Genomic DNA, 402 nt, shown 5'->3' with positions numbered 1-402 from the left:
CCCCCGCCCCACCCCCACACCCGCCACCGACGCGGCGTCCGGTACCGCACTGGCCCCGTTCACCCGGCTCGCCGCCGCCGGGAAACTCCCCGCCCTCGTCCGCCAGCTCGCCTCCCTGCGCGGATGCGCACAGCCCGTCCGCCTCGACGGCCACCGCACCGAAGTCCACCCCGCCACCGGCGAGATCCTCCGCCACCTCGACTCCGCCGACCTCCCCGCAGGACACCTGCTCATGCGCTGCGGCAACCGCCGCACCACCCGCTGCCCCGCCTGCGCCGAGATCTACCGCCGCGACACCTACCAGCTCATCTCCGCCGGCCTGCGCGGCGGCAAGACCGTCCCCGACACGGTTGCCTCCCACCCCCGCGTCTTCGCCACCTTCACCGCCCCCTCCTTCGGGCC

At 75.9% G+C, this 402-nt stretch carries 1 protein-coding gene; it reads left to right on the top strand.

All coding sequences use genetic code 11. The features are described from left to right. On the top strand, window positions 1–402 hold a 402-nt coding region (locus MTQ10_RS31020), incomplete at both ends, for a replication initiator (RefSeq protein ID WP_374117734.1).

The sequence above is a fragment of the Streptomyces sp. XM83C genome (assembly GCF_023072675.1).
GTDB classification, from domain to species: Bacteria; Actinomycetota; Actinomycetes; order Streptomycetales; family Streptomycetaceae; genus Streptomyces; species Streptomyces thermocoprophilus.
The sequence above is the reverse complement of the archived record's forward strand: the minus strand, read 5'-3'. Positions and strand labels throughout refer to the sequence as shown.